General features: G+C 29.4%; 9 protein-coding genes and 1 tRNA gene. 3 read left to right on the top strand and 7 right to left on the bottom strand.

The features are described from left to right. Positions 1–35: 35 nt before the first annotated feature. The 6 genes from ETU08_RS11815 to ETU08_RS11790 all read right to left on the bottom strand — a co-directional run bounded on the left by ETU08_RS11815 (position 36) and on the right by ETU08_RS11790 (position 5,334). A tRNA-Met gene (locus ETU08_RS11815) sits at positions 36–108 on the bottom strand. A 49-nt stretch (positions 109–157) separates the two neighbouring features. Next, positions 158–1,306 (bottom strand): LOG family protein, encoded by a 1,149-nt coding sequence (locus tag ETU08_RS11810; RefSeq protein ID WP_146263244.1) that lies wholly within the window; start codon positions 1,304–1,306, stop codon positions 158–160. A gap of 60 nt (positions 1,307–1,366) precedes the next feature. Further along, entirely contained in the window at positions 1,367–2,041 is a 675-nt protein-coding gene (locus ETU08_RS11805; protein WP_146263243.1) for a hypothetical protein, read from the bottom strand. Positions 2,042–2,069: 28 nt separating this feature from the next. Further along, positions 2,070–3,092 (bottom strand): tetraacyldisaccharide 4'-kinase, encoded by a 1,023-nt coding sequence (gene lpxK / locus ETU08_RS11800; protein ID WP_260391098.1) that lies wholly within the window; start codon positions 3,090–3,092, stop codon positions 2,070–2,072. Between the two features lie 14 nt (positions 3,093–3,106). Beyond that, positions 3,107–4,129 (bottom strand): UDP-N-acetylmuramate dehydrogenase, encoded by a 1,023-nt coding sequence (murB, locus tag ETU08_RS11795; RefSeq protein WP_375764695.1) that lies wholly within the window; start codon positions 4,127–4,129, stop codon positions 3,107–3,109. Continuing rightward, on the bottom strand, positions 4,129–5,334 hold the full coding sequence (locus ETU08_RS11790; protein ID WP_146263240.1) for a pyridoxal phosphate-dependent aminotransferase: 1,206 nt from the start codon (positions 5,332–5,334) through the stop codon (positions 4,129–4,131). The genes murB and ETU08_RS11790 overlap by 1 nt, the downstream gene beginning before the upstream one ends. Positions 5,335–5,438: 104 nt before the next feature. Between ETU08_RS11790 and ETU08_RS11785 the strand changes: the two genes are divergently transcribed. The 3 genes from ETU08_RS11785 (at position 5,439) to ETU08_RS11775 (ending at position 6,529) form a co-directional block, all read left to right on the top strand. Beyond that, the gene (locus ETU08_RS11785; protein ID WP_146263239.1) at positions 5,439–5,720 is read left to right on the top strand and encodes a YtxH domain-containing protein; all 282 of its coding nucleotides are present in this window, start codon (positions 5,439–5,441) and stop codon (positions 5,718–5,720) included. Positions 5,721–5,814: 94 nt separating this feature from the next. Continuing rightward, on the top strand, positions 5,815–6,156 hold the full coding sequence (locus ETU08_RS11780) for a phage holin family protein (RefSeq protein WP_146263238.1): 342 nt from the start codon (positions 5,815–5,817) through the stop codon (positions 6,154–6,156). Next, the gene (locus ETU08_RS11775; RefSeq protein WP_146263237.1) at positions 6,131–6,529 is read left to right on the top strand and encodes a hypothetical protein; all 399 of its coding nucleotides are present in this window, start codon (positions 6,131–6,133) and stop codon (positions 6,527–6,529) included. Before ETU08_RS11780 ends, ETU08_RS11775 begins: the two co-directional genes overlap by 26 nt. A 940-nt stretch (positions 6,530–7,469) precedes the next feature. On the opposite strand, the gene ETU08_RS12070 is transcribed toward ETU08_RS11775, so the two are convergent. Further along, the gene (locus ETU08_RS12070) at positions 7,470–7,676 is read right to left on the bottom strand and encodes an Arm DNA-binding domain-containing protein (protein WP_260391097.1); all 207 of its coding nucleotides are present in this window, start codon (positions 7,674–7,676) and stop codon (positions 7,470–7,472) included. Positions 7,677–7,953 lie beyond the last annotated feature (277 nt).

Below are 7,953 nucleotides of genomic sequence, written 5' to 3'. Positions count from 1 at the left end.
ACTGTAAGTCTCACTTTTTCAATTATTTGTCTTAGTAGCGGGAACAGGACTCGAACCTGTGACCTTCGGGTTATGAGCCCGACGAGCTACCTACTGCTCCATCCCGCGTTGTTTAGTGATGCAAATATACATATATTTTTTCATCCTGCAAGTAAAATTATATTTTTTTTACGGGTGGATGGGTTTTAATTAAACGTACCACCTCTTCCGGTTCATCCGTAAGAAAAAGTAAGTCTTTGTACTTCATACCTTTAGCCAGCTGATGCAAGGTAGAGTAAAGGGCTGTATCTTCTACATATCTTTTTTTACTAAAGAAAATCATGGGACTATAATACCCATAGGTTCCATAATGGTTTTGTGTGGCTTCTTGAAAAATTTCTTGAGTTGTTCCTGCACTTCCTGGGGAATAAACCACTCCATATAAGCAAACAGATAGCAAAATATCTTCTCTTAAACTATTGGAAAAATACTTGGCGATATGGCTGGCAAAAATATTACTAGGCTCATGTCCATAGAACCAAGTGGGAATTGCTAAATTTTCATTGCCGTTGGGATAGATTTGAAGTATTTTTTGGGCTTGCTCCAAATAATTTTCTGATAAATATTCCGGATGTATATGATTCGTCCCCGTCTCCTGTAAAAGAGCCAATGCATTCATAAAATCTTTCTGAGGATAGGCAGACATATAAGCCCCAAAATTGGCTGCTTCCATAATTCCAGGGCCTCCCCCTGTAACAACATAATATCCTTCTTGGGCTATTAAATAAGCGGCTGTAGCTGTTTTTATATATGATTCAGAAGTACGTAAAGCACTATGCCCTCCCATAAAGCCCACGGCTTTCTTCTCTGTCATTCCCTCATCATTAAATTTTAGTAATTCCCTTAAACAGCTATCTATACTATAATCATGCAATCTTTGGGTAAGAGCTTCATCCATAGGTGGATTAAACCTTGTTTGGTTAAAATGTTGGTAGATAACTTCGTCCTTGGTTTTAGGCGCTTTGGTTTTTTCAATTTCCATTAATTCTCGCCAGTTGTACAATTCTTTTCGGATAGGTAGGTAAGGCAGTTTTTTAAATTTGGGATATACAAAAACACCTTGTTGAAAAAGATACGACAAGTCTTCTTTGGATAACTCACAATCTACGATTATGCAATTGTAGATGCTAAATTCTGACCAATTGACTTTAAAATCTTTAAAATTGATATTCTGTATTATTGCATGTTCAATCTTTGCCCTTTTTTCTACATACTTAATAAACTTATCTTTAGAATTTATTATAGTTTTAAATCTGGTTGCATTCATATGTTTTTATGGGTATAAAAAAATCAGTCATTGAGACTGATTTTTTTTAGATATTAATAATTAGTTGTGTTTTAACTTTTCTTTTAACTGCTTCAGTTCCTCCCATTTTCCTTCTGATGCAAGTTGTGCTTGTTTAGGCCAATGGGATGGATTATGAATTCTATAAGACACTCCTCCATACATCTCTAGTATATTTCTTAATTCTTCTTCAGATCTTTGGGACAATTGTTTCCAAGTATATATTCCATTGTCATTTAAAAAAAATTCAATCCGCTCACCTATTCCATCAATAATTTTTAAATCATCTTTATGGGTTTGTATTTCTGCTTCAAGTTTGCTTTCTACCGATTGTTTTTCTTTTTTTATTGGTAACTTTCTTTTTATTTTTCCACCTGTATACAAAACTTTCATAGTTTCTATTTTATCCAGAGACTGTGCAAGTTCGGTTTTTAGTTGCTTATTTTCATTTTCAACATTACTTATATTTTGTATGGTTCTTTTTGCAAATAGAAGCCCTATAATATAAAATAATAAAGCTGTAATTACTAAAGGTACAATGAGTAGTGATACTGCTTTAAAGAAAGCTTGCGTATTCAAATCTTTACTATAAAAATTTCCTTCCCAATCTATATAAGCTAGGCTTAAATTTTCAATCCATAAATACCAATAACTTATTCCTAAGATCCAAGCAATCCCTAAGATTAAAAAGATCCAAAACAATGTTTTCTTATTCATACTTTATAAAATTATAAAAAAATATTGTTTAATTTTTATTTATATAATTTAAAATTAATTTCTCAAAATCTTCTGCCCTATCAATTTCAATACTTATAGGCAAATAAAATAAATAGTTTTTTATTTGTTGAAAATGTTTCAATCTCATGTAATCCTTTTCTGTAGTTAATATCATTTTATTTCCGCTAATTTCCTTATATTTTTTTTCTATAACTTGGATGTCTGCATTGGTAAAATTATGGTGATCTTTAAAATTTAAATGCGTAACAATCTCAAAATTCTGTTCTGAAAAACTTAATATTTCATTGTACTTAGCGATTCCAGTAATTAATAATACATGAAAGTTCACTAAGTTTTCTAACTTAAACGAATAATTGGAAGATATCACTCTATTTTCATAAACAATCCTAGAAAAAAATAAAGCTTGTGAGGGCTGTAAGTTTAATTTGGATTGAATTCTGTCTCTTTCCTTTTCAGTGAATGAATCCGGACATTTAGTAACAATTACAATCTGTGCTCTTTTAGCCGCATATTTTCCTTCTCTAAGTCTTCCTGCCGGTAAAACTTCATCCTCGTAATAGGGTTTAGAATAATCGGTTAATAATATATTCAACCCTGCTTTTACATAACGATGTTGAAAGGCATCGTCCAAAATAAATAAATCTGGATTAAAATCTTTAAGCATATTCTTAATTCCTCTAATCCTTTTTTCATCAACACCTACAACAATTTTATTTCTAAACCGTTCAAAAAATTGCATGGGTTCGTCCCCGATATCTTCAAAAGTTGTTTCGTAATTTGCAAATTGGTAACCCTTGGTCTGTCTTCCATATCCCCTACTCAAAATTCCCATTAGATATTTATCTTTTAATAAATCTATTAAATAAATAACAAAGGGTGATTTGCCGGTCCCTCCTACGCTTAAGTTTCCCACCGTAATCACCGGCTTTTTATATTTTTTGGATTGCAGTATCCCCCAATCAAAAAATTTGTTTCTTATAAATGTGCCTAGCCAATATAGTCCAGAAAAAGGTAATAAAATTATTTTCATATTGATGCAAAAAATTACGAGATTATATTTACCTCTCTTGTTAAATCTATACCAAATTTATCTTTAACATCATTTATTATTGCGAATGACAAGTCATAAACTTCATTTCCCGTGGCATTTCCTAAATTTATTAATACCAAAGCCTGCTTATTATGCACTGCGGCTTGTTTTTGGTTTCTACCTTTCCAACCCACTTGTTCTATCAACCATCCGGCAGGAATCTTAACCGTATGATTCTCTAATTGATAATGAGGTATGGTTGGATAATCTTTTTGAAGAAGTTCAAATTTTTCATTAGATATCACTGGGTTTTTAAAGAAGCTACCGGCATTTCCATAAACTTTTGGATCGGGCAATTTGCTTCTACGAATCTGCATTACTACCTCTCTAACGTCTTGAATGGTTGGGTTGGAAATATTTTTTTTTATTAATTCTTCTTGAATTGCACCGTACTCCATATGAAGCTTATGGTTACGCCTAGTTAATAAAAATGTTACTTCTAAAATTATATATTTATCCTTCCCTTCATTTTTAAAATAGGATTCTCTATAGCCAAAATTACAACTTTCATGGGTAAAGGTTTCAAGCTTTCCACTCTCTATGTGTAAGGCTTTTAAACTAAAAAAACAATCTTTGATTTCTACTCCGTATGCTCCAATATTTTGCAATGGCGAGGTGCCTGCATTCCCAGGGATTAGAGATAAATTTTCTAATCCTCCATAATTTTTACTTACGCATGATTGGACAAAATCATCCCAATTTTCTCCTGCATATGCACTTACATACACATAATCTTCATTTTTGAAAGTTTCTGCTATTCCTTTTAAATTAATTTTAACTACTAAACCGTTAAAAGGTTTTACAAAGAGGATATTACTTCCGCCTCCCAAAGGCATCAATGGTAATTTTTTTTTTCGTGAAAAATCTATAGCTTCTTGCAATTCGTCAATAGTCTTTATTTCTGTAAAATATTTACATATCGACGGAACTTTAAAAGTAGTAAACTCTTTTATATCTATATTCTCTTGCAACGTTATCATTGGGTGGAATTATAAACTTCTAATCCTTTTTTAATAATATGGATTGCACTTTTTAAATCTTCTTGATTGATAACATAGGCCATGCGAACTTGATTTTTACCCAATTCATGATCCGAATAAAACCCTTGTGCCGGTGCTAACATAACGGTTCCACCTTCATATTGAAAATCTTTTAACAACCATAAGCAAAAGTGCTCAGCATCATCAATGGGTAATTCTATGGTGCAATAAAATGCTCCTCTGGGTACTGGGCATTTAACTCCAGGAATTTCTCTTAATAATTGAACTAATAAATCTCTTCTTTGTTGATATTCATTCCTAACATCATCAATATACTTCTGAGGTTCACTATGTGCCGCATTTGCGATAAGTTGCCCAATAAGCGGGGGACTTAGTCTTGCTTGTGCAAATTTTAGAGCCATTTGAAGAAACTCTTGATTTCTGGAAACCATAAACCCACAACGTATTCCGCATAAGCTGTATCTTTTAGACTCGGAATCTATAACAATTGCATTATCTTTTAGCTCTTGAAACTCCAATACTGAATAATGCTTAAAACCGTCGTAAACATATTCCCTGTAAACTTCGTCTGAAATTAAAAATATATTGTTTTTAACAACAATATCTGCTAGTGTTTGTAATTCTTCTTTTGAATAGAGATATCCTGTAGGATTACTTGGATTAGTTATTAAAATTGCTTTAGTTCTAGGGGTAATAAGCTCTTCGAACTTCTTAATCTTGGGCAAAGAAAATCCATCATCAATCGTTGAGACCACTGGAACAATTTTTACTCCTAAAGCTTCAGCAAAACTATAGTAGTTGGCATAAAAAGGTTCCGGTACTATAATTTCATCTCTTTCATCGCATATGCAACTAATTGCAATGGATAAGGACTCTGAGCCTCCGTTTGAAATAAGAAAGTTCTCATAGCTTAAATCTTTTAAACCTATAGACAATGAATTGTAGTAAGTAGCTAGAGTTTTTCTATATTCCAAAATTCCTTCTGACGGGGCATATTCAAAGATATCTAAATCTATATTTTTTAATGCCTGTATAGCGGCTTGAGGTGATTTAATATCTGGCTGCCCTATATTCAAGTGGTAAACTTTTAAACCTTTGTCTTTAGCTTTTCTAGCGTAAGGGGCTAATTTGCGAATTGGAGACTCTGGCATATTTAATCCTCGGAAGGAAATAATTGGCATAAATTTTTTTTTATTATTTTTGGATTGACAAATTTATTGAGTATATTTGTTAGAGACAAATAAAATATTAAATTTTAAAAATAATAATTTCAATTTTATACATTATGGGAAGAAAAACAACCTCAAATATCCTAGCTAGTGTTATTTTCGGTGCCGCTGCAGGATTATTGGCTGGCATACTTATTGCTCCGGATAAAGGTAAAATTACCAGAAAAAAAATTAAAGACAGGGCTAACGATCTTAATGAAAATTTAAAAGATACCTATCATAAATTTAAAGATGACTTTATTGATGGTATTGATAAATGTAAGCACGAAATTCATAAGAAGAAAGAAGAACTAGTTGAAAAGATTACTAGTGATACGGATCCTTTAAAAAGATCTTAAATAAAAAGGTAAGAAATTAACTAAAAAGGAGTCTTTTATATTGACTCTTTTTTAGTTTAGATGTTTTTTTTCTATATTTTCTAAAAGTAAATTTATGTTTGGATTTGTAAAGAATTATGTGAATAAAAGAGTTAATCTTATAAAACTTGAATTAACTGAAAATGTCTCTCTTTTAATCAGCAATTTAATCGTTGGCTTTTTCATTCTTGTTATATGTTTTCTCTTTTTGCTATTACTAAGTATTGGTATTAGTATATATATAGGAATTAAATTCGCAGACATTGGTTTAGGTTTTGTAACATTCTCTGCCTTTTACCTAATTTTACTAATAATTTTGATCTGTTTTTATTCTAAGCTATCTAAAGCAGTCATGAAAAAAATTATAGAATTTCAACTTAATAAAAAGCAAGATGAATCAATTAGCGAAAACGAATAAGCGTTACACTTACAATGATTTTCTAGTTCAAAAAAAAGTTTTGAAAGAAGAAATTAGTGGAATGGAAAACAGTCTTTCTCCTAAAAATTTATCCAATCAATTAGGTTTATTAGGTTCTTCTTTTACTAATTTTACTAAAAAATCATTAGGTTTTACTAATTCTAGCAGTTCCAATTTTACTAGTTTAATTTTAGATTGGATAATTAGAAAAGGAGGAAATAAAATTATAAATAAATTTATTGGAAAGCGTCAGGGGCCTTTGAAAAAAATAATATTGATGGCTTCCTCTTATTTTTTACCTTGGGCGGTAGTAAAGGTTAAAAATTTTATTTCTAAAAAGATACAAAATAAAAATAAAAAATATATAGATTAGTATTTTATATATCTTAGATGGTGGTCCATGACCAACTTATATGCGAATAAACGCAAAGTCAATTAAATAATTCAATTTTTCCATTAGAGAAAATTATGTCTTGAAAAAATTAAATTTATGTTACTTGTGGAAGTTCATTTTAACATATAATAAGCTCAGGAAGTCAATTTTGACGTTTAACTACTTACAAATTTTAAAACCAAAGAGGATCTAAAATTTATAAAAAAATTCTGGAATATATTTGAAATTATAAATTTCATTGAATCTTTAGAAATTCAGCGAACTGCCATTGACGCTGAAATTAAATTTGAAATAAATCTTTAATACTATTATCTATATATAGAATCTTTGATCTTTTAAAGATTTACAAGCTTTCTTCATAACCAAGTTACCAATAAATTATCCTTACAGTGTTATATTTGTAATTAGCAGATATATCCTCATAAGAGAGTAAGTTTCTGATCACTCTAAACTTAATTTTACATATTTAAATGTATCTAAACAAATTTCTCTCATTTAAAATTATTTGTTTTTAGTAAAAAATATATTAATATTTAATAAATAAAATATATAAATACATATAATTTTTACAGTGTAATTTCCATCTGTTTTTTCTCTTTATTTTAAATCCATTTTGTTCCATCTGTATAAATAATAAAATCTTTTTGTTTAAGTTCAATCATTTCTTTATAAACTAAACCTGTATAACAACAATATAAGAAACAATCTTTAATTTGTTTTAATTTTTCAAAATGGAAGATATATTTTTCTAATTTACTTAGTTCTTGCTGAGTAAGAAATATAATTTTTTGAATATACTTTTTATACTTATGTTTTTCAAAAAATAAAAAGCATAATATTTCTGAATAACTGTTTGTTTAATTACTTTTTTTACTTAAATTAAAAAAGCCTGATTAAATAATAAATTAATCAGGCTTAACTATATTTTAATCCTAATATTTTCTTTATTAGGAGACTTTGAATTTTGCTTTTTATGTTCCCAGTTTTTAAGATTAATAAATAAACCCGTAGAAAAAATTTTTCTTTCTTTTAGATAAGTAATTCTACATCTTAAAGGAGTTACTCCTTTTGAATTTGTATTAATTTTATCTAAAACAAATAATATATTTAGTTTACTGTTATTCATATTATTATAAAATTTATAGGGAATGCCTTTTGATAAATTAGTAGGCAATGCCTTTTTTTTATGTCTAATTCGATAGAAAATAGATAGGGGATTTAAAATTTAGGAAGTATAGGAAATTTATAAGAATATATTTAATTCCTTTGCAGTAGCTATATAAAACAAAAAAGCACCTATATAATTATAAGTGCTTAATTTTTAACAGCTCCTCCTGCTGGGCTCGAACCAGCGACCCTCTGATTAACAGTCAGAGAGTTAATGTATTTCTTTATTTTACTAT

Source organism: Apibacter muscae (genome assembly GCF_007845635.1).
Lineage (GTDB): Bacteria > Bacteroidota > Bacteroidia > Flavobacteriales > Weeksellaceae > Apibacter > Apibacter muscae.
The sequence above is the reverse complement of the archived record's forward strand: the minus strand, read 5'-3'. Positions and strand labels throughout refer to the sequence as shown.